The 21,283-nt window shown below is 71.3% G+C and carries 14 protein-coding genes and 1 pseudogene; 8 read left to right on the top strand and 7 right to left on the bottom strand.

Translation table 11 applies throughout. The features are described 5' to 3' along the window. The first annotated feature begins 47 nt into the window (after nucleotides 1-47). From OG730_RS09790 to OG730_RS09765, 6 genes are all read left to right on the top strand, one after another. Nucleotides 48-1,658 (top strand): PLL family lectin, encoded by a 1,611-nt coding sequence (locus OG730_RS09790; protein ID WP_327303871.1) that lies wholly within the window; start codon nucleotides 48-50, stop codon nucleotides 1,656-1,658. A 216-nt stretch (nucleotides 1,659-1,874) separates the two neighbouring features. Beyond that, on the top strand, nucleotides 1,875-3,056 hold the full coding sequence (locus OG730_RS09785) for a CDP-alcohol phosphatidyltransferase family protein (RefSeq protein WP_327303870.1): 1,182 nt from the start codon (nucleotides 1,875-1,877) through the stop codon (nucleotides 3,054-3,056). Next, entirely contained in the window at nucleotides 3,053-7,492 is a 4,440-nt protein-coding gene (locus OG730_RS09780; protein WP_327303869.1) for a bifunctional glycosyltransferase/CDP-glycerol:glycerophosphate glycerophosphotransferase, read from the top strand. Before OG730_RS09785 ends, OG730_RS09780 begins: the two co-directional genes overlap by 4 nt. Before the next feature lie 19 nt (nucleotides 7,493-7,511). Further along, nucleotides 7,512-8,291, top strand: coding sequence for a rhamnogalacturonan acetylesterase (locus OG730_RS09775; RefSeq protein ID WP_327303868.1), 780 nt, complete (start codon nucleotides 7,512-7,514; stop codon nucleotides 8,289-8,291). Further along, the gene (locus tag OG730_RS09770) at nucleotides 8,288-9,016 is read left to right on the top strand and encodes a hypothetical protein (RefSeq protein WP_327303867.1); all 729 of its coding nucleotides are present in this window, start codon (nucleotides 8,288-8,290) and stop codon (nucleotides 9,014-9,016) included. The genes OG730_RS09775 and OG730_RS09770 overlap by 4 nt, the downstream gene beginning before the upstream one ends. Further along, the gene (locus tag OG730_RS09765; RefSeq protein WP_327303866.1) at nucleotides 9,009-10,277 is read left to right on the top strand and encodes a phosphodiester glycosidase family protein; all 1,269 of its coding nucleotides are present in this window, start codon (nucleotides 9,009-9,011) and stop codon (nucleotides 10,275-10,277) included. Before OG730_RS09770 ends, OG730_RS09765 begins: the two co-directional genes overlap by 8 nt. Before the next feature lie 102 nt (nucleotides 10,278-10,379). On the opposite strand, the gene OG730_RS09760 is transcribed toward OG730_RS09765, so the two are convergent. The 6 genes and pseudogenes from OG730_RS09760 to OG730_RS09735 form a co-directional block, all read right to left on the bottom strand. Beyond that, entirely contained in the window at nucleotides 10,380-12,512 is a 2,133-nt protein-coding gene (locus OG730_RS09760; protein ID WP_327303865.1) for a 3-hydroxyacyl-CoA dehydrogenase NAD-binding domain-containing protein, read from the bottom strand. Continuing rightward, complete coding sequence (locus OG730_RS09755; RefSeq protein ID WP_112447308.1) at nucleotides 12,509-13,735, bottom strand: thiolase family protein; 1,227 nt, start codon at nucleotides 13,733-13,735, stop codon at nucleotides 12,509-12,511. The genes OG730_RS09760 and OG730_RS09755 overlap by 4 nt, the downstream gene beginning before the upstream one ends. A gap of 131 nt (nucleotides 13,736-13,866) precedes the next feature. Next, nucleotides 13,867-14,358 (bottom strand): annotated as a pseudogene (locus OG730_RS09750) (ferritin-like domain-containing protein); the annotation flags it as partial. A 67-nt stretch (nucleotides 14,359-14,425) separates the two neighbouring features. After that, the gene (locus OG730_RS09745; RefSeq protein ID WP_327303864.1) at nucleotides 14,426-15,739 is read right to left on the bottom strand and encodes an HRDC domain-containing protein; all 1,314 of its coding nucleotides are present in this window, start codon (nucleotides 15,737-15,739) and stop codon (nucleotides 14,426-14,428) included. 133 nt (nucleotides 15,740-15,872) lie between these two features. After that, nucleotides 15,873-16,535, bottom strand: coding sequence for a response regulator transcription factor (locus tag OG730_RS09740; protein ID WP_214956508.1), 663 nt, complete (start codon nucleotides 16,533-16,535; stop codon nucleotides 15,873-15,875). Between the two features lie 311 nt (nucleotides 16,536-16,846). Beyond that, nucleotides 16,847-17,509, bottom strand: coding sequence for a DUF3000 domain-containing protein (locus OG730_RS09735; RefSeq protein WP_243331447.1), 663 nt, complete (start codon nucleotides 17,507-17,509; stop codon nucleotides 16,847-16,849). Nucleotides 17,510-17,600: 91 nt separating this feature from the next. Between OG730_RS09735 and hemE the strand changes: the two genes are divergently transcribed. Further along, nucleotides 17,601-18,665: a uroporphyrinogen decarboxylase gene (gene hemE, locus OG730_RS09730; RefSeq protein ID WP_327303863.1), complete on the top strand. Its 1,065-nt coding sequence runs from the start codon at nucleotides 17,601-17,603 to the stop codon at nucleotides 18,663-18,665. Between the two features lie 36 nt (nucleotides 18,666-18,701). After that, nucleotides 18,702-19,847 carry an NADAR family protein gene (locus OG730_RS09725; protein WP_327303862.1) on the top strand — a complete coding sequence of 382 codons (1,146 nt, stop codon included), beginning with the start codon at nucleotides 18,702-18,704 and terminating at the stop codon, nucleotides 19,845-19,847. Here the strand turns inward: OG730_RS09725 and OG730_RS09720 are convergent. Further along, the gene (locus OG730_RS09720) at nucleotides 19,844-21,232 is read right to left on the bottom strand and encodes an FAD-dependent oxidoreductase (protein ID WP_327303861.1); all 1,389 of its coding nucleotides are present in this window, start codon (nucleotides 21,230-21,232) and stop codon (nucleotides 19,844-19,846) included. The genes OG730_RS09725 and OG730_RS09720 overlap by 4 nt on opposite strands. Nucleotides 21,233-21,283: the final 51 nt, after the last annotated feature.

Below are 21,283 nucleotides of genomic sequence, written 5' to 3'. Positions count from 1 at the left end.
TATGAAGTGGATAAACGCAGCCGCGAGGGGAATGGGGAGCAGAGCCAATGGTCCGAGCGACCGGACGTCGGGCGAGACGCGGCGCCACGCCCTCCGAGCAGACCTCGGCAGCCCCGCGTACGGGGGCCGCCCGGACCGGCCCGGTGGCGATCGTCGTGGCCACGCCCGGTGACGCCGTCCCCCTGATCGCCTCGGAGCCCGACGGCTCGGCGATCGAGATCGTCTGCCTCGACGGCGGCGGCGACTCCGAATACCGCGCTCTGGAAGCGGCCGTGACCGAGGCCCGCCGGCGCGGCTGCCGGTTCTCCGGAGACCCCTTCGTACTCGACGCCGGAGTGGGCAGCGTCACGGGCCAGATCCTCGACGTCTTCCACGAGACCGGGCCCGTCCGCGTGCGCACGCTGGACCCGGATCCCACGCACGTCGGCTACGACAAGGAGCGCAAGCTCCCCATCGTCCACGAGCCGCCGGCCCGCGGCCAGGCCGCGCGCAGCGCCCTGAGGGCGGCCCGCCGCTATCAGCGGGCCGTCGGCGTGCCCGTCTTCGTCGACTGCCGCGCGGCCGGCACGGACCCCGCGCTCCCTCCCGAGTCCGCCTCCCGGTACCCGCTGCCGTCCCGGTGGCTGGTCAGCGGCAAGGACGGCCGGCTGTCCGCGTACCTGCCCACGGCGGCCGGCGTCGTCCGGTGGACCGAGGGCCGCACCGAGGCCGAGGGGTGGAGCGGACCCGAGCTGCTCGAAGGCCCGGACCTGATGCCGGGGCTGACCGTGGTCCAGGGGCCCGACGGCTACGCCTACCTGATCGGTCTGAGCCGGACCGACCGCAAGGAGGGCGGCGCCGACATCGAGGTGGTGTACGCCGCCCAGTACCAGACGGGCCGGCCCCTGGGGCCGTGGGTCAAGCTCGGCAACCCCCACACGTCGTGGCAGGTGGCCCGCTCCATCGGGTTCCCGGTGGCCGCCTTCGCCGCCGACGGCTTCATGAACGTCTTCGTCCGCAACTTCGGACGGGGCATCAGCGTGCTCAAGCAGTCCCCGAAGGGGGTGCTGAGCGGCTGGGAGGCCCTGCGCGGGCGGAAGGTCGCCGACGAGATGGCGGTCTTCGCCTCGCCCGACGGCGGCGTGCACCTCGTGGCCCGGACCCGTGACGGCGACGGCGCGGTGCACTGGTACCACGGGAACGCGGCCTCGGGCACGGCGTCGGGATGGCAGGAGGACCGCCGGATCCCGGTGAGCCCCCGCGCCGGCAGCCTGTCGGCCGCCCCGGAATCCGGGACGGTGCGCTTCCGCTACGCGGCGACGAACGAGGTCTGCGTCTGGTGGCCGGGCGCCCATGCGCCGATAGGCCTCGGCGGACCCGACGGGGACGGACCGGTCGCCGGGGTCGTGGGCGCGGACATTCAGGGCTGGGGCTGCACGGTGCTCGTGCGCGGCGGCCACGGGGGAGTGCCGGCGATCGGCGCGCACCCGGACGGGCGGCCGGACACGGGAGTGTGGTGGTCGCCGTCGGGGGAGCGCTCGATCGTCCCGCCCGCCACCGCCTTCGACAGCCAGGGCCGTGTGGTGATCGTCACGGTGGGAATGGACGGACGACTGCGCGTCGCCCGGCAGCAACTGGGATCCGATGGCCTGGAGTTCACTCCATGGCGTGTCCAGTAAGGCTGTTTGGTCCGACCCTGTGGGCGTTTGGCGAGGACGGCTGCCGACTTCCGGCCTAGCTGCCGTCTGTCACGTCTTGCTAAAGTCTGAAGAACGCCCTTTACCTGAACCATAAGTGAATGGTTGGGGTCGTTGACCGCCACTTGCCGTCACACGTGATCACAGGATGAGGGTTCTGCCTGTACATCCCGTGCCGGTGTCGATGACTGAGGGGTTATGTCCAAGCTGTCACTGAAGGCCGTCCAGAAGCTGACCTGCAAGAAGCGGGACGCCTGGTGGACAGTCCTTCTGGTCGACCCGATAGCGACCCGTCTCGTCTGCGTGCTGGCGCGATGGAACTTCGTCACGCCGAACCGGGTGACGTGGGCCGCGCTCTTCGTGGGCTTGGGCTCGGCGTACTTCTTCTTCCAGGGCGACTGGATCTCGCTGTGCATCGGCGCCGCCCTGTACCACCTCAGCTTCATCCTCGACTGCATCGACGGCAAGCTCGCCCGCCTCAAGGGCAACGGGACCATCTTCGGCGGCTGGCTCGACTACGTCTTCGACCGCATCCGCGTCCTGGTCTGCGCGCTCACCCTGATGGGCGGGCAGTTCGTCCAGAACGACGAAGAGGTGTACCTGCTCGCGGCCCTCGTCGTGATCTTCCTCGACATGCTCCGCTACGTCGACGCCCTCCAGATCTACAAGATGCGCATGTCCATGCGCGCCAAGATCGCCGCCGTCACCCTCGCCCGCCAGGCGGAACAGGGAGTCGAGGAGGAGGAGCGCAAGGTCGTCTTCATCGAGGACCTGCTGCGCGAGAACCCCCTGGGCCAGGCCGACGAGCTCAAGCGCCAGAGCACGGACGCCGAACAGGCCGAGGTCATCGACCTGCACGAGCAGTTCCGCGAGAAGTTCCCCTGGTACGCGCGGGTGCGCCACGCGCTGGTGCAGAGCCGCATCCGGCCGCACCTCATCAGCGGCATCGAGTTCCAGATGTTCATCTTCATCATCGGCCCCGTCATCGGCCACATCCTGTGGACCACGGCGGTGTCGGCCGTGCTGATGGGCGGCTTCGAGCTCGTCATCATGTTCAAGTTCTGGCTCTCCACCCGGGACTTCACGCGCACGATGGAACGCCTCGACCCCCACAACATCCCGACGCGGGCGGGCTCCATAGCCGAGCACCTGCACGCCGGACGCCACCGCCGGCGCGGCGAGGACGACCTGAGCGAGGTGGAGGAAGCCGCCCAGCGCTTCCCCGCCCCCGAGCCGTACGAGGACCCCGGCTTCGTGCCGTACCCCGCGCCCTACCCGAACGAGTACACGGGCGTGGCGACGGACACCATGCAGCTCTCCAAGATTCCGGCCCAGGCCCTGCGGCCCGGCTACGTCGAACCGGAGCACTACTCTCGATGAGCTTCCCGGTCGACATATCGCACTACGGCGTCACCATCGTCATACCGGCCTTCAACGCGAGCGCCACGCTCGCCCGGGCCCTCCAGTCGGCCCTGGCGCAGACGCACCGCGGGGTCGAGGTGCTCGTCGTCGACGACCGTTCCACCGACGGCACCCTCGCGCTGGCCCACCAGTTCGCGGCCCAGGACGGACGCGTCCGGGTCATCGAGCGGCCGCAGAACAGCGGCGGTTGCGGCGCCCCCCGCAACAACGGCATCGAGGCGGCCTCGGGCCAGTTCGTGATGTTCCTCGACGCGGACGACGAACTCCCGCTCAAGGCCGCCGAGACCCTGCTGTCCTCCGCGCTCGTCACCGGCTCGGAGATCACCGCCGGCCGTGTCGTGCGCATCAACCACGCCACGGACGAGCTCACCGTCTGGCAGCCCCAGCTCTACCCGGCCGACCAGACGGTCGCCGGCCTGGGCGGCATGCCCGAGCTGATCGACGACCCGATCGCCGCCGGAAAGCTGTACCGCCGCGACTTCCTCGACAACCACGGGATCCGCTTCCCCGAGGGCGTCTTCTTCGAGGACACCTACTTCTCCACGGTCGCGAACTTCCACGCCCGCTCCTTCACCATCCTCGCCACCCCCGTCTACCGGTGGATGTGGGAGCGGGAGTCCGACCAGCCGTCGATCACCAACCGCCGCCACGAGCTGCGCAGCATCGGCGACCGCGTCCTGGTGCACCAGTACACCGACAGCTTCCTGCGCAGCGTCGGCCGCCCGGACCTGCTGGCCCGCAAGGGCGCCAAGTTCCTCTCGCACGACCTGCGGTTGTACACGCCCGAGCTGCGCACCGGCGACCACGCCTTCCACAGCGGATTCCTCGCGGCCGTCGCCCCGTACCTGCACAGCCTCGACCCGAGCACCTTCGAACTGTGCGGCCCCATGGAGCGGATCCGCGCCTTCGGCCTCATGCACGGACGCGTCGACATCGCGGTGTCGGCCTCCGACTACATGAAGCGCCGCAGCGTCATCAGCTCCGACATCGTGGAGCGCGACGGCCGGGTGTTCTGGTCCGGGTCGCTGCTCGGCTACCCGAACGCCGAGAGCTTCCTCGAAGTCACCGAGCTGGAGCTGACCGGCCACAAGCTCGCCGACTCCCGCATGTACAACAAGGCCGAGTCGATCGAGATGGTCGACGGCGAGCTCCACATCTCCGGCGCCGTCCGCAACCAGTTCAGCCGGTTCGCCGCCGATGACAAGGTCGAGCTCATCGCCGTGCTGCGCCGCCGCAGCACCAAGGCCGACCACCACTTCCCCGTCTCGGGTGTGGAGATCGACAAGGACTGGATCCGGTACCACACCACCATCGACCTCCAGGCCACCCTGGACAAGACCGACCGGGTGGGGAACTGGAACTTCTTCGTCCAGCTCCGGCACGCCGGCGAGCGGGTCTCCACCGCACTGAACATCAGCGGTGTGGACGTCGCAGGCATGCGGCACTCCACGGACGCGGGCGTCTTCGAGGTCTACGAGACCGTCAGCGGCAACCTCGGCCTGCGCCCGGAGACCGGGGAACAGAAGGTCAAGACCTCGGACCGGGGCACCCCGTGGCGGTGGTGGCAGAACGCCGAACCGACCGGCCCCGTGGAACTGCCCGAGAGCTACGCCGCCACCCTCGTCGTCCACTGCCACAACGATGAGTACCACCTGCGCGAGTTCCTCGCCTCGCTCGTGGCCCAGCGCGCCTTCGGCCGCACCCAGGTCGTGTTCGTCGACGACGGGTCGAACGACAGCACCGACCGGCAGCTCGCGGCCTTCGCCGCCTACTACCCCAACACGCACGTCGTCACCCAGCACAGCCTCGGCGCCAGCGCCGCCTTCGACCACGGACTCCAGTACGCGGCCGCGCCCTACGTGATGTTCGCGCGCGCCCGCGACATCCTCGGCGAGAACTCCGTCGACCGGCTGCTCGCGGCCGCCCGCAAGGCCAAGGGCGCCGACGTCGTCGTCGGCCAGGCCGACAACTTCCCCGGCCCGTGGCGCAGCGAGGACGAGCCGTGGCAGCGGTACTTCACGGCCAGGGACAACGTCCGCCGGCTGGCCGACGCCCCGTACCTCGTCTTCTCCACCCTGCTCGGCGGCAAGCTCTTCAAGACCTCCTACATCCGGGAGCACGGCTTCCGCGGCGGCCCGGGCCCGGGAGTGGAGGACGACTGGTTCACCGTCCCGGCCGTGCTCTACGCGCGGACCGTGGCCATCGCGCCGGAAGCCCGCTTCTTCGAGCGTGACGAGCAGAACCAGAACTCGCTCTTCGACTCCGCCTGGAACGACCCCGTCAAGACGGTGGACCGGGTCCGGCTGGCCGCGCACGTCCTGGCCTCGGTGCAAGGAGCCCCGCCGCGGACCCTCGTCCTGGCCCAGCGCTTCGTCGTCCGTACCCTCCAGCCCTACGTGCGCAACATGCACCGCATCATGAGCAGGCCCGAACTCGCCTCGGTCCTGCCCCTGCTGGGATCGGTCTACAGCCAGATCCCCGACGACGTGATCCTGCAGTACGCCGTCCACCCGCAGTCCAAGGTCCAGCACCACGCGATCGTCACGGGCAACCTCGACCTCTTCGCGGACCCCCTGGGCGCGCCGGAGTACCTGCCCACGCTCTTCCTCGACGAAGAGGGCGTCTACCGCAGACTGGTGTCCGACCCGGTGCGGACCACGCTGCTGCGCGTCCCGCGCTCCAGCGCCGTCCTGGAGACCTTCGACTGGACCGGCGGCGAGATCCACTTCGAGGGGCTCCTCGTCCTCTCCGGCGTGGACATCAACGCCCGCTACACCAACGAGCTCCGGCTGGTGCTCTCCGACGGGCGGCGCGAGGTGTCGCTCCCCGTGGAGCAGACCTACCGCCGCGACCGCTGGCGCACCCGCAAGAACCAGGACTGGTTCTCCGGCTGGCGCGCCACGGCCCGCCCGGGCACCCTCGACGCGCTGGCCAACACCGAGCTGTCCATGGTGATCCGGTTCGTCGACCAGGACCGCCACCACGACGTCCCGCTGGCGGCCCGCCAGATGCTCCACCGCTTCAAGGGCGTGCACACCCAGGGCAGGCAGCGCTTCGTCGTGTCCATCGACGACGAGGAGCAGGTCACCGTCCGCTGGGTACGCGGCTTCGCGGCCCGGTGCAAGGACAAGCTGCGCCGGTTCAAGTGGGAGCTGCGGAACTCGCTGCCGGGCCGCCCCGGCTGGCGCACGCGCCTCATGTACTGGTTCACGTACCCCTACCTGCACAACCGGGGCATCTGGATCATCGGCGAGCGCGAGGACACCGCCCAGGACAACAGCTACCACCTGTTCAAGTGGATCCGGCAGAACCGGCCCAAGACCAAGGTCTACTACTCGATCAACGGCGATTCCCCCGACTGGGACAAGGTCGCCCGCTACGGGCAGGTCATCGACCGGCTGTCATGGAAGCACCGCGCCTACCTGCTCCACGCGGAACGGCTGATCAACGCCTACGACCTGGAGGCCTACCTGGGCTTCCCGGGCCTCCTCAAGCGGGCGTTCCTGCGCGGCTACGGTGACCTGCTGCGCTACAAGCGGGTGTTCCTCCAGCACGGGGTCGTCTACAACGACGTCGTGGCCTCCATCCACGGCCAGGCCACCAACGTCGACATGGTGCTCACCACGGGGCGCAGCGAGCGCTCGTACTACGCCGAGCACTGCGGCTACGGCTACGCCCGCGTCGCGGCGACGGGTCTGCCCCGCTTCGACGCCCTGGAGCCGGTGAACGGACCGCGGCGGATCCTGGTCATGCCGACCTGGCGCCGCGACATCGTGGCGCCCTCGTACAACAAGGCGGCCAAGCCCGAGATCCCCTTCGCCGCGTCCGAGTACTACCGGTTCTTCTCCGCGCTGCTGCGCAACGAACGGCTGCTGAGCGCGATCCAGTACTACGGCGTGGAACTGGAGTTCATGCCGCACTACGAGATCCGCCCCTACCTGAACCACTTCAAGATCGACCATCCGTCGGTCACGGTGTCCACGACGGGCCGCGACGTGCAGCTCGCGATGCGCGAGTGCTCGATGCTGGTCACGGACTACTCATCGGTGTTCTTCGACGTGGCGTACATGGGCAAGCCCATCGTCTACACGAACTTCGACGACGAGTCCTTCTACAGCAAGCACTACAAGCGGGGCTACTTCGATCTGGCGCGGGACGGCTTCGGACCCGCCTGCCGGACGGTCGACCACGCCGTCCAGGAGATCATCGCCACCATCGAGCGGCAGTTCGAGGTGGAATCGCAGTACCGGCGGCGCGCCGAGGAGTTCTTCGTCCTGCGCGACACCTCCAACTGCGAACGGGCCTTCCAGGTCATCGAATCCATGGACGCCAACATCGTCGGCGACCAGCGGGCGCAGCTGCACCTCGGGGCACGAGGCTTCGGGGAGTTCTGAGACACATGAAGGACGCACCATGACGGCAATCTTCCTGTCCGGCGGATCGAGCGTGTGCAGCCGCCAGGGCGGCATGGCGCCCATGACCGGCTGGGGGCAGGCGATGCCGATCTTCATGCAGGGCGCGGACGTGATCAACTGCGCCCGGGCCGGGGCCAGCACCAAGAGCTTCATGGAGCGCGGCAGGCTCGGCTGGATCATGGAGAACATCCGTCCCGGCGACCTGCACCTGATCTCCTTCGGTCCCAACGACATGAAGCCCGGGGCCGGACTGCACACCGAGCCCTTCGACGACTACCAGGGCAACCTGCGGCGCTACGTCATCGAGACCCGGCTGCGCGGCGCCCACCCCGTACTCGTCCCCAGCCACGAGCGCGCGGTCTTCGACCGGTTCGGCAACTTCCGCCGGCCGCTGAAGCTCTACCCGGCCGCCAAGCGCGAGGTGGCGGCGCAGATGTCCGTGCCGCTGATCGACCTCAACGAGTGGAGCGTCGCCTGGTGGCGCCAGCTCGGCCCGCAGGGCTGCAAGCAGGTCTTCCTCTACCTCGAACCGGGCGAGCACCCCAACTACCCCGACGGGGTGGGGGACAACTCGCACTTGCGGCCGGTCGGCGCCGTGGAGTGCGCGCGGTTCGTCGCCGGCGAGCTGCGCTCGCGCGAGCTGCTGCCCGCCCCGTTCTTCCGCAACCTGGAGAACCAGTTCGACGCGAACCAGGCGGTGCAGTTCCTGGACGACGTCGAATTCGACCGGCTCACCAAGGAGCGGGTCGGCGCGGCGATGGTGGGAGCGACGGCATGAGCGGCGAAGCGACGACCTGGTTCCCCGTGGTCCGCGCCTGGATCACCCAGGGCGCCTTCAGCGGCGTGCTCGACCTGGCGGCCTCGGCCGACCCGGGCCGGCCGCTGCTCCCCGGCCAGGAGTTCACCCTGGCCATGACCCTCACGCCCAGCGGCGGCGCGTACCGCACCTACGGCTACGTCCTCGGCGACACCCTGGGCGACTGGGTGGTCATGGGCGGCCTGACGGGCCTGCGGCTGCTGAAGAACGGCCGCTACATGGGCTTCGCCTCCGGCACCGAGGCCGTCACCCACACCTGCACCGTGAAGGTGAAGCCGGACGCCCCCGACGGCGCGATCACGCTCCCGCGTGTGGTGGTCGGCCTGATGCCCGCCGAGGGCGACAAGCTGATCCCCAGCTCCGGCATCGAGGACCAGGGGTTCTGGGTCCGCCGCCACAGCGTTCCCGGCCGGGCCCTGCACCTGCCGCCCGGCGCCCAGGTCACCCTGCCCCCGGACGCCGAGCACGGGCTGCGCCGTACCGGCGTGGGCATCCCCCGGCACGGCATGCTGCACTGCGCCCCGGACGGCACGGTGGTCTACCAGGCCCCCGCCTCCTACCAGGGCTACGACTTCTTCACCTGCACCTACGAGGACGAGGCCGGCCACTCCGTGCGCTCGCACGTCACCATCCGGATAGGCGACCTGGGCATGTCACCGGGGGCACTGAGTGCCTTCCGTGGCTAGGCGCGCGCGCCTGGCAGCCGCCCTGGCCACGGTCATGGCCGTGACACTGGCGGGATGTTCCAGCGGATCGGACGGCTTCCCGGAACCCGGGTTCTCCTCCCGGGCGCCGGTCCCGGACGGAGCACTGCCCAGGGGGGTCACCTACAAGGAGTTCACCCGCAAACTCGACGGCCGCGCGGTGTCCCACGTCCAGATGCTGGCGATCCGCCCCGACGCCGAGGTCCGGGTCGGGGCCGTGCACGGCAAGTCCCTCGCCCACGCCGAGACCGTACGGGAGATGGCCGAGGCCGCCGGAGCGGTGGCCGCCGTCAACGCCTCCTACTTCGACATCAGCACCGGCAAGAACTACGGCGGCTACGACGGGGACCCGCTCGGCCTCTACACCGAGGGCGGCCGGCTGCTCAGCGAGGCGACGAACGGCCGGACGGCCCTGCTGCTCTCCACCCGGGACGGCAGGCTCGACGCCCGCATCGACGAGGTCACCACCGAAGGCCAGGTGATCTCGGACGACGGCGCACGCGGGGAACTGGACGGCATCAACCGGGTCGCGGGCCGCGTCCTGGGCTGCGGCGGCGTGGGCGGCGACCGCCTGGCCGTCACGGAAGAGCCGATGGAGGAGCCGTACGGCGGTCTGTGCACGGACGTGGACGAGCTCGTCGCCTTCACCGAGGAATGGGGCGACCGTACGCCCCCCGGCCCCGCGGGCAGCATGGAAGCGGTCCTCGACGCCGACGGGCGGGTCGTGGACCTCCGCAAGCCCGCCGGCGGGCGCGTACCCGCGAAGGGCAGCACGCTCTACGCGACGGGCGAAGCGGTGGACTGGCTGGAGTCCCACGCCCGCAGGGGCGACCGGCTCAAGCGCTCCGTGCAGATGAACGACATGGTCGGCCTGCCCGTGGGCGGCCAGGTCGAGACGGCGGTGGGCGGCCGTTACCGGCTGCTGAAGGAGGGCGAGTCCGCACTCGGCGCCGCCGCCTCCACCCCCAGGAAGGCTCCGCGCACGCTGGCCGGAATCACCGAGGACGGCGCGCTGCTCCTGGTCACGATCGACGGCCGCAACCCCGGTGTGGACGCCGGAGCCACGCTCGCCGAGGCCGCCGAACTCATGGCCTCGCTCGGCGCCCAGGACGCGATCGGCCTCGACGGCGGCGGGTCCACGAGCATGGTCGTGCTCGGGGAACTGCGCAACAACCCGCGGGAGACCCCGGGGAAGGTCATCGAACGGCCCGTGGCCAACGCGCTTGCCCTCTTCCCGCGCTGAGCCCGGCAGGCCGCGCGTCACCACGGCCGTACGACGAAGGCCGGTGCCCACCACCCCTCGCGGGGCGGCGGACACCGGCCTTCGTCGTACGTGAGGTCCGGATCAGACCGGAACGCTCGCCAGGCCCGGGGCCAGGAACTTCTTGCCGTTCACCCGCTCGGAGACGCCCTCGCGGTCCAGGTACGGGGTCACGCCGCCCAGGTGGAAGGGCCAGCCCGCGCCCGTGATGAGGCAGAGGTCGATGTCCTGGGCCTCGGCCACGACACCCTCTTCCAGCATCAGGCCGATCTCCTGCGCCACCGCGTCCAGGACGCGGTCACGGACCTGCTCCTCGGTCAGGACGACATCGCCCTGCACCAGGAGGGCGGCGACCTCGGGGTCCAGTTCCGGCTTGCCGGAGTCGTACGTGTAGAAGCCGCGCTTGCCGGCCTTGACGACCGCTGCGAGGTTCGGCGAGACGGTGAAGCGCTCCGGGAAGGCGCGGTTCAGGGTCTCGGAGACGTGCAGACCGATCGCCGGGCCCACGAGCTCCAGGAGCACCAGCGGGGACATCGGCAGGCCGAGCGGCTCGATGGCCTTCTCGGCGGTGACCACCGGGGTGCCCTCGTCGATGACGTTCTGGATCTCGCCCATGAAGCGGGTCAGGATGCGGTTCACGACGAACGCCGGGGCGTCCTTCGTGAGGACCGCGGTCTTCTTCAGCTTCCGCGCGACACCGAAGGCCGTGGCCAGCGAGGCGTCGTCGGTCTGCTCGCCGCGGACGATCTCCAGCAGCGGGAGGATCGCGACCGGGTTGAAGAAGTGGAAGCCGACCACGCGCTCCGGGTGCTGGAGCTTGGAGGCCATCTCCGAGACCGACAGCGAGGAGGTGTTGGTGGCGAGGATCGCGTGCGCCGGGGCGACCGCCTCGACCTCCGCGAACACCTTCTGCTTGACGGACATCTCCTCGAACACGGCCTCGATGATGAAGTCCGCGTCCGCGAAGCCCTCGGCCTTGTCCAGGACACCGGTCACCAGGGCGGTCAGGCGGTTGGCCTTGTCCTGGTTGATGCGGCCCTTGCCGAGCAGCTTCTGGATCTCGGCGCGGACGTAGCCCACACCCTTGTCCACGCGCTCCTGGTCGATGTCGGTGAGGACCACCGGCACCTCCAGGCGGCGCAGGAACAGCAGCGCCAGCTGCGAGGCCATCAGGCCCGCGCCGACGACGCCGACCTTGGTGACCGCGCGGGCCAGGTTCTTGTCCGGGGCGCCGGCCGGGCGCTTGGCGCGCTTCTGGACCAGGTTGAAGGCGTAGATGCCGGAGCGCAGTTCGCCGCCCATGATGAGGTCGGCCAGGGCCGCGTCCTCGGCGTCGAAGCCCTTCTGCAGGTCGCCGTCCTTGGCAGCCTCGATGATCTCCAGCGCGCGGTAGGCGGCCGGGGCCGCGCCGTGCACCTTGGAGTCGGCGATGAAGCGGCCGCGGGCGACCGCCGCGTCCCAGGCCTCGCCGCGGTCGATCTCGTCGCGGACGACCTCGGTCGTGCCGTTCAGCACGTTCGCGGTCCACAGGAGCGACTGCTCCAGGAAGTCCGCGCCCTCGAACAGCGCGTCCGCGATGCCGAGTTCGAAGACCTGCTTGCCCTTGAGCTGGCGGTTCTGGTTCAGCGAGTTCTCGATGATCACCGAGACCGCGCGGTCCGCGCCGATCAGGTTCGGCAGCAGGGCGCAGCCGCCCCAGCCCGGTACCAGGCCGAGGAAGACCTCGGGCAGGGAGAAGGCCGGGATGGCCTTGGAGACCGTGCGGTAGGTGCAGTGCAGACCCACCTCGACACCGCCGCCCATCGCCGCGCCGTTGTAGTACGCGAAGGTGGGGACGGCCAGCGCCGCGAGGCGCTTGAAGACGTCGTGGCCGCCCTTGCCGATGGCGAGCGCCTCGTCGTGCTTCTTCAGCAGCTCGACGCCCTTGAGGTCGGCGCCGACCGCGAAGATGAACGGCTTGCCGGTGATGCCCGCGCCGACGATGGAACCCGCGAGGGCCTCCTGCTCGACCTGGTCGATCGCCGCGTTCAGGTTGGCGAGGGACTGCGGGCCGAAGGTGGTCGGCTTGGTGTGGTCCAGGCCGTTGTCCAGCGTGACGAGCGCGAAGCGCCCGGCGCCGAAGGGCAGGTCCAGGTGGCGTACGAGCGCGCGCGTGACGACCTCGTCCGGGAACAGCTCGGCCGCGCCCTTCAGGAGCTCAGTGGTGGTGGTGCTCACTTGCTGTCTCCCTCGGCGGTGAAGTTCGGGTTCTCCCAGACGACCGTGGCGCCCATGCCGAAGCCGACGCACATGGTGGTCAGGCCGTAGCGGACCTCCGGCTGCTCCTCGAACTGGCGGGCCAGCTGGGTCATCAGGCGGACGCCGGAGGAGGCGAGCGGGTGGCCGAAGGCGATGGCGCCGCCGTACTGGTTGACGCGGGCGTCGTCGTCGGCGATGCCGTAGTGCTCCAGGAACGCGAGGACCTGGACCGCGAAGGCCTCGTTGACCTCGAAGAGGCCGATGTCGTCGATCGTCAGACCGGCCTGGGCCAGCGCCTTCTCGGTGGCCGGGATCGGGCCGTAGCCCATGACCTCCGGCTCGACACCCGCGAAGGAGTACGAGACCAGGCGCATCTTGACCGGGAGGTTGTTCTCGCGGGCGAAGTCCTCGGACGCGATGATCGCGGCCGTGGCACCGTCGTTGAGACCGGCGGCGTTGCCCGCGGTGACGTTGCCGTGGACCCGGAACGGGGTCTTGAGGCCCGCCAGGTTCTCCAGCGTGGTCCCCGGACGCATCGGCTCGTCGGCGGTGACCAGGCCCCAGCCCGTCTCACCGGCCGCCTCGTTGTTGTTGCGCACCGAGATCGGCACCAGGTCCTGCTGGATCTTGCCGTCGGCGTACGCCTTGGCGGCCTTCTCCTGCGAGCGCACGGCGTACTCGTCGGCGCGGAGCTTGGTGATCGTCGGGTACCGGTCGTGCAGGTTCTCGGCGGTCATGCCCATGAACAGGGCGGACTCGTCGACCAGCTTCTCGGAGACGAAGCGGGGGTTCGGGTCCACGCCCTCACCCATGGGGTGACGGCCCATGTGCTCGACACCGCCGGCGAGGGCGACGTCGTACGCACCGAAGGCCACGCCGCCCGCGACGGCGGTCACGGCGGTGAGCGCGCCGGCGCACATGCGGTCGATGGAGTAGCCCGGGACGGACTGCGGGAGGCCCGCGAGAATGCCGGCCGTGCGGCCCAGCGTCAGGCCCTGGTCGCCGATCTGCGTGGTCGCGGCGATGGCGACCTCGTCGATCTTCGCGGGGTCCAGGTCCGGGTTGCGGCGCAGCAGCTCCCGGATGGCCTTGACGACGAGGTCGTCGGCGCGGGTCTCGTTGTAGATGCCCTTCGGGCCCGCCTTGCCGAACGGGGTGCGGACGCCGTCGACGAAGACGACGTCCCTGACGGTACGAGGCACGTTGGCTCTCCTCCAGGTGCGGGTGTGCACTGCTGCGCGGGGGCGCTCCCAATCGCTGAGCGCCCGCTCACCTCATCATGCTACTTGCCGGTAACCGGCATGCACAGCCCCCCTGGGAGGAGCGGCGAAGGTCACACTCCGCCGCCCCGCCGCACGGGCGGTGCGAAGGGGCGCGCGGCGGCGGCGGACGCCGCGGTGGTGGCGGCCGCGATGGCGGCGGCCATGGGCGCCGAGGAGCGGACGGTGTCCGCGACGAAGGCGCGCCGCCGGACGCCGGGGGTGCGCAGCGCCGGGCCGTGGTCGACCGCGACCACCGCGGCCGCGGCGGCGAGCAGGGTCCGCCATCCGAGCAGGGCGGCCCGGCGGGCGGGGGCGGGCAGGGGTGCCAGCGCCTCGCGCAGTCGCAGGCAGTGGAAGGGGACGTGGCGTTCCTCGTCGGCCAGGATGCGGCCCGCGACCTCGCGGGCCAGCGGATCGGCGGCCCCGTCGCGCACGGCCCGGTAGTACCGCAGCGCCACCACCTCCGCCACCATCAGGACGAGCAGTTCCACCCGCAGGCCCAGCAGCCGCCGCAGCCGGACGAACACGGTGTCGCTCCAGCCGGGTCCGGCTGTAGCGGAACCGGGACACGGCGGAGCCCCCCGGTCCCAGGACCGGGGGGCTCCGCCACGCACCGCGGGCGCGGGTGCGTCAGTCTTCGGGCTCGGGCTCGGGCGCCGCCACGGGCGCGGTCGCGGCCAGGGCCGTGACCAGGGCGTCCGTCACCTGCTCGATCTGCCACGGGCGGGCTCCGTAGCCCGCCAGGGCCTCGGCCACCGCGTCGGCCTCCAGCCGCAGCGGCGGCTCCCAGCACAGCCGGCGGACCGTGTCGGGGGTGATCAGGTTCTCCTGCGGCAGGTTCAGCCCCTCCGCCAGCGCCGACACGGCCGTCCGGGCCGCCGCCAGCCGCGCCGCGGCCTCCGGGTCCTTGTCCGCCCAGGAACGCGGCGGCGGCGGACCCGCCGGGGTGGCCCCCGGCTGCGGCAGTTCGGCCTCGGGCAGGGCCTTCGCCCGGTCCACGGCCGCCATCCACTGGTCCAGCTGGCGCCGGCCCATGCGCTGCCCGTAGCCGGGCAGGGCGGAGAGGGCCTGCACGTTCAGCGGCATGGAGAGCGCGGCCTCGACGATCGCGGCGTCACCCAGCACCTTGCCCGGTGACACGTCACGTCGCTGCGCGATCCGGTCCCGGGACTCCCACAGCTCCCGGACGACGGCCATCTGCCGGCGCCGGCGCACCTTGTGCATGCCCGAGGTGCGGCGCCACGGGTCCTTGCGCGGCGGCGCGGGCGGTGCGGCGCAGATGGCGTCGAACTCCTGGTGGGCCCATTCCAGCTTGCCCTGCCGGTCCAGCTCCTTCTCCAGCGCGTCCCTCAGGTCCACGAGCAGCTCCACGTCGAGCGCGGCGTAGCGCAGCCACGGCTCGGGGAGCGGACGCGTCGACCAGTCGACGGCGGAGTGGCCCTTCTCCAGCGAGTAGCCGAGGACCCCTTCGACCATCGCGCCGAGTCCGACCCGCGGGAAGCCGGCGAGGCGGCCGGCCAGCTCGGTGTCGAAGAGGGAGGTGGGTGCCATGCCTATTTCGCGCAGGCAGGGCAGGTCCTGGGTGGCTGCGTGCAGGATCCACTCGGTACCGGCCAGGGCCTCGCCGAGAGAGGAGAGGTCGGGACAGCCCACCGGGTCGATCAGTGCGGAACCCGCGCCTTCGCGGCGCAGCTGTACGAGGTAGGCGCGCTGGCCGTAGCGGTAGCCGGAGGCGCGCTCGGCGTCCACGGCGACGGGGCCGGTGCCCGCGGCGAAGGCCGCGACCACCTCGGCGAGCGCGGCGGCGTCGGCGACCACCGGGGGGATGCCCTCACGGGGTTCTAGCAAGGGAATCGGCAGCCCGTCGGACGAAACCTCGTCGTCCGGGGGGCCGCCCCCGGTGGTGGTGCGCAGGCCTGCTGCGGTTTCTTGGGCGTCGGTCACCGGTCAAGGGTATCCGTGGATACGACGCGCCCGTCGCCGGAACGTTCCGGCGACGGGCGCGAGGGGGGAGGACGGACGTTTCCCCGGGTTCTCCGGGAGTTCTCCCGGGGTCTTTCGGGGGATATCGGCCGGGTCAGTGGATGATCCCGGTCCGCAGGGCGACGGCGACCATCCCGGCCCGGTCGCCGGTGCCCAGCTTGCGGGCGATCCGTGCGAGGTGGGACTTGACGGTCAGGGCGGAAAGGCCCATCGAAACGCCGATGGCCTTGTTGGACTGGCCCTCCGCGACGAGGCGCAGGACCTCGACCTCGCGGCCGGAGAGCTCTCGGTAGCCGCCCGGGTGGCTCGGGGCACCCGGGGGGCGGCGGTGCATGCGGGCGGCGGCGGCGCCGATGGGGGCGGCGCCGGGCCGGGACGGGAGCCCGATGTTGGTCCGGGTGCCGGTGACGACGTAGCCCTTCACTCCGCCCGCGAGGGCGTTGCGCACGGCGCCGATGTCGTCGGCGGCGGACAGGGCCAGGCCGTTCGGCCAACCGGCGGCCCGGGTCTCGGAGAGCAGGGTGAGACCGGAGCCGTCGGGCAGGTGTACGTCGGCCACGCAGATGTCGCGCGGGCTGCCGATGCGTGGACGGGCCTCCGCGATGGACGAAGCCTCGATCACGTCGCGTACTCCGAGGGCCCACAAATGGCGGGTCACGGTGGAACGCACGCGCGGGTCGGCCACGACGACCATGGCCGTCGGCTTGTTCGGGCGGTAGGCGACCAGGCTTGCGGGCTGCTCGAGAAGAACGGACACCTAGGCCTCCTGGGGGGGAGTGGCGGGACGGCCGGCTAGGGGAAGGAAGCCGGTGCGAACCGTGCGGATGGTCTATGACTCCTTCGGCACGTCACCCGCCCGGCTTTAGGGAATGATCACGATTTGGTGAGTAACAATTCGGGCAATTCGGACGCACGATCGATCATAGGGTGATCAGAAGCCCGCAACGGACGCCCCGTAACGACATCCGGCCCGGCATCGGGGTGCGGGCCGGCGCGGGTCCGGCGGGCGTCCGGCGGAGGTCCGGCAAGGTCCCGGCCTCGAGGAACCGCCCCGGAACCGCCCCGGAACTACCCCTGAGGGTGATGCGGGCCGCGCCGCTGGGGCAGCGAGACCACGCCGGTCACCGTCTCGGTCGGGCCGACCGGCGGCAGCCCCGCGATCTGGCACAGCAGTTCGCACCAGGCCGACAGGTGTGCGGCGGTGTCGGGCACGCCGCCCACCCCCTCGCGCGGCGTCCACGAGGCCCTGATCTCGATCTGGGTCGCCGGCCGCCGCTCTCCGAGCCCGCCGAAGTAGTGCGAGGCGGCCATGGTCACGGTCCCGCTCGCCTCCCCGTACGTGAGCCCGCGCGCGTCCAGCGCCCCCGTCAGCCAGGACCAGCACACCTCCGGGAGGAGCGGGTCCACGGCCATCTCCGGCTCCAGTTCGGCCCGTACGAGCGTCACCAGCCGGAAGGTGCCCTGCCAGGCGTCGTGCCCGGCCGGGTCGTGCAGGAGGATGAGCCGGCCGTCGGCCAGGTCCTCGTCGCCGTCCACGACGGCGGCCTCCAGCGCGTACGCGTGGGGCGCCAGTCTCTGTGGCGGTTTGGTGGGGTCGATCTCGATCCCCTGCCGCAGCCTCGCCTTCTTCAAGCCGTCGACCGCCCGCCGGAACGGGAGTGGGACGGAGCTGTCCTTCGCGCTGTCCGTACCGTCAGCGCCATCTGAAAATCGTCCCTGAGCCGCAGCCATGCGGGGAAGACTAGGCGGAACGAGCCCCCGTACGGCGCAGCCACACCCGTGCCGGGCCGGGCACTTCTTCATACGTGCGAAGATTTGAGTCGTGAGCGCCAACACCCGCCCCACGGGCACGCCGAGCCAGACGTACGATTCCGCCTTCCTGAAGGCGTGCCGGCGCGAGCCGGTGCCGCACACCCCCGTGTGGTTCATGCGGCAGGCGGGGCGCTCGCTCCCCGAGTACCGCAAGGTGCGCGAGGGCACGCAGATGCTGGAATCCTGCATGCGGCCCGACCTGGTCACCGAGATCACGATGCAGCCCGTCCGCCGCCACAACGTGGACGCGGCCATCTTCTTCTCCGACATCGTGGTCCCGCTGAAGGCCATCGGCATCGACCTGGACATCAAGCCGGGCGTCGGCCCGGTCGTAGCCCAGCCGATCCGCCGCCGCGAGGACCTCGCACAGCTGCGCGACCTCACCCCGGAGGACGTCTCGTACGTCACCGAGGCGATCGGCATGCTCACGGGTGAACTGGGCTCCACGCCGTTGATCGGCTTCGCCGGCGCGCCTTTCACCCTCGCGAGCTACCTCGTCGAGGGCGGCCCCTCGAAGAACCACGAGCACACCAAGGCCCTCATGTACGGGGACCCCGAGCTCTGGGCCGACCTGCTCGACCGCCTCGCCGAGATCACCTCCGCCTTCCTGAAGGTCCAGATCGAGGCCGGCGCCTCCGCGGTCCAGCTCTTCGACTCCTGGGTCGGCGCCCTCGCCCCGGCGGACTACCGCCGCTCCGTGATGCCCGCCTCCGCGAAGGTACTTCAGTCCGTGGCCTCGTACGGGGTCCCGCGCATCCACTTCGGCGTGGGCACGGGCGAGCTGCTCGGCCTCATGGGCGAGGCCGGCGCTGACGTCATGGGCGTCGACTACCGCGTCTCCCTGAGCGACGCCGTCCACCGCGTCGGCCCCGGCAAGGCACTCCAGGGCAACCTGGACCCGGCGGTCCTCTTCTCCACCCCCGAGGCGATCGAGACCAAGGCCCGCGAGGTCCTGGACGCGGCGGCGGGCCTGGAGGGCCACATCTTCAACCTGGGCCACGGCGTCCTCCCGACGACGAACCCGGACGCCCTGACCCGCCTGGTGGACTACGTCCACACGCAGACGGCGGTCTAAGACCGAGACTGCGCCGACGTCGGTACCGTGCCCTGCATGACATGGCACGGGCCGACGTTTCGCATATCCGACGGAGAAACCATCGGCGGGGCCTGGCGCCTCGTGTGGTGGCGCGACGAGTGGCAGGACGAGTACTACCCCGAGGACCTGTTCGTCTACGCGGACGGCAGGATCAGCCGCGGATCCTACGGGGCGACCGATCTTGCCGGGCTGGCCGGGCTGCTGACTTCGGGGAAGGTCGCGCTCGCGCGGCCGGACGGCCGCGAGCGGACCGTCGAGCCTTCGAAGTGGCTCGCCCGCTACCCCGAGCCGCTGACCGACGAGAGCTTCCTCGTGGAAGTGGCCGACGAGATCTCCCGGCTGGCGGGCCGGCCCACGGCCGCCGAGCTGCTCTGGGAGGCCGTCCGCGACTACCGGCGGGACACCACGGAGTCCAACCGGTCCCTGCTCCGGGCCGCGTACCTCGCGGTCCCCGCCCACCGCCGGGTCTTCGTGCTGGGGGACATGGACCAGCAGGACCGGCCGCTGCGGATCCTGGTGACCGATCTGGGCGAGCCGGTGGACGGGGACGGGCCGGCGGCGACGCCGGAGATGCACCGGGGCGCCCTGGACTACTTCGCCGACGGGGACGAGGGCGTCGAGCGGGAGGAGCGGCAGCGGGCGGTCTGGTCCGCGGACGAGCCCGCCGGTGACCCGCAGCCGCCGGTCGTCCTCAGCGAGACCGTGTACCCCCGGGGATGGCCGGCCGAGCTCGGAAACTTCGCGCTGCGCAACGAGTACGACGCCCCCTTCACCTACCAGGGGGAGACCTACCCCACCGTGGTGCACGGCTACTGGGCCCTCTACGCCGCCGACCGGGCCGACCACGACAGGATCCGCTCGGCTCCGACCGCCCGCGAGGCGCGGGAGCTGGGCGCAGCGGCCGTGGGGAGAGCGAACTGGTCTGCCCGCAGGCCCGCCGTCATGGCCGCCCTGCTACGGGCGAAGTTCGGCCAGCACCCGGGGCTCGCGGAGGTGCTGGTCGCCACCGGGGAAGGCGCGATCCTCTACGCGGGCACCCCCGACTCCGCCTTCTGGCACCACGGTGGCCCCCGCGGCGGCCGGAACTGGATCGGCCGCCTGCTGGAGCTGATCCGTTCCGAACTCCTCGCCGCGGGCGCGGACGTGGGCAAGACCGGCTAAACCCCCGCCGCCCGCACCGCGGAGACCGCCTTGCGGGCGGCGACCAGGACCGGGTCCCAGACCGGGGAGAACGGCGGGGCGTAGCCCAGGTCCAGGGAGACCACCTGGTCCACCGTCATGCCGGCCGTCAGGGCCACCGCGGCGATGTCCACCCGCTTCGCGGAGCCCGGGCCGCCGACGATCTGGACGCCCAGGAGACGGCCCGTGCGGCGTTCCGCCAGCATCTTCACCGTCATCTCCGCCGCGTCCGGGTAGTAGCCCGCCGTGTTCGTCGAACTGATCGTCGCCGTGACGAAGCGGAGCCCGACGGCCAGGGCGTCCCGCTCGCGCAGCCCCGTACGGGCGATCTCCAGGTCGCACACCTTGCTCACGGCCGTGCCGACCACGCCCGGGAAGGTCGCGTAGCCGCCGCCCACGCCCGAGCCGATGACCTGGCCGTGCTTATTCGCGTGCGTGCCCAGCGCGATGTGCCGCATCCGGCCCGCCACCAGGTCCAGGACCTCCACGCAGTCGCCGCCCGACCAGATGTTCTCGTGGCCGCGGACCCGCATCGAGAGGTCGGTCAGCAGCCCGCCCGACTCGCCCAGCGGCAGCCCCGCCGCGCGGGCCAGCGCCGTGCGCGGCTCGACGCCGATGCCGAGGACGACCACGTCCGCCGGGTACTCCTCCCCGGCCGCCGTGACCACCGCACGGGCCCGGCCCTCCCCGTCGGTGCGGATCTCCGTCACCTCCGCGCGGGCGACCGTACGGATGCCCATGGCGTTCATCGCGCTGTGGACGAGGCCGCCCATGTCCGGGTCCAGCGTGGACATCGGCTGCTCGCCCCGGTGCAGCACGGTGACCTCGAAGCCCCGCCCGAGCAGGGCCTCCGCCATCTCCACACCGATGTACCCGGCGCCCACGACCACCGCCCGGCGGCCCGCCGTCCGTTCCAGGTCCGCCATCAGACGCTGCCCGTCGTCCAGCGTCTGCACCCCGTGCACCCCGTGCGCGCCGATGCCGGGCAGCCGGGGGCGGACCGGGCGGGCGCCGGTCGCGAGGACGAGCTTGTCGTACCCCGTCCAGTACTCGGCGCCCGACTCCAGATCCCGGGCGCGCACCCGCTGCCCCGCGAGGTCCAGCTCCACGACCTCCGTCCGGGTCCGCAGGTCGATGTCCCGCGCGCGGTGCTCCTCGGGCGTCCGGGCGATCAGCTCGTCCGGGCCGCCGACCAGGCCGCCGATCCAGTACGGGATCCCGCAGGCGGAGTACGAGGTGAAGTGCCCGCGCTCGAAGGCGGTGATCTCCAGCTCCGCCGGGCCCTTGAGCCGCCGGGCCTGTGACGCGGCGGACATCCCCGCCGCGTCACCGCCGACCACCACCAGTCGTTCCGTGCCGTTCCCCATGCGCCCGTACCGTCCTTCCCCACCGCCGAAGTCTGCGGGGACCACGCTACG

This window comes from Streptomyces sp. NBC_01298 (assembly GCF_035978755.1).
In the GTDB taxonomy this organism is placed as follows: domain Bacteria; phylum Actinomycetota; class Actinomycetes; order Streptomycetales; family Streptomycetaceae; genus Streptomyces.
Note: the sequence above shows the minus strand (reverse complement) of the source record. Positions and strands in the feature narration are given on the sequence as shown.